Source organism: Erwinia sp. PPS120 (assembly GCF_047918655.1).
In the GTDB taxonomy this organism is placed as follows: Bacteria; Pseudomonadota; Gammaproteobacteria; order Enterobacterales; family Enterobacteriaceae; genus Erwinia; species Erwinia tasmaniensis_A.
The window spans coordinates 1-461 of record NZ_JBLREF010000066.1; the positions used below are offsets into that span (position 1 = coordinate 1).

The 461-nt window shown below is 48.4% G+C and carries 1 pseudogene; it reads left to right on the forward strand.

Features of this window, described 5'->3' with window-relative positions:
• Positions 1-158 precede the first annotated feature (158 nt).
• Positions 159-461 (forward strand): annotated as a pseudogene (locus ACLRGG_RS20980) (transposase); the annotation flags it as partial.

Below are 461 nucleotides of genomic sequence, written 5' to 3' on the forward strand. Positions count from 1 at the left end.
ATAATGAACTTATTGAGCTTGTGCTCAATGATGACGATATAGCGTTGACGACTAAAGTTTCAATCATCGACATTATCTGGCCGCACTAGGTAATCCCCCCGAAAAACCGGTGTATTCATAAGTAGAATTTTCTCGTAATCTGAACCGGGGAGATCTCTATGAAAAAATCACGTTTCACTGACAGCCAGATCATGTCCATTCTGAAGCAAGCCGAGGCAGGAACGCCGGTGGCCGAACTGTGCCGCGAGCATGGCATGAGCAACGCCAGTTTCTACAAGTGGCGTTCACGCTTTGGCGGGATGGATGCTTCCATGATGACCCGCCTCAAAGAACTGGAAGAGGAAAACCGTCGCCTCAAAAAAATGTATGCTGAAGAGCGTCTCAAGGCCGAAATTATTCAGGAAGCCATGGCAAAAAAGTGGTGAAGCCATCGCGTCGAAAGCAGATGGCGCAAGAAGCCG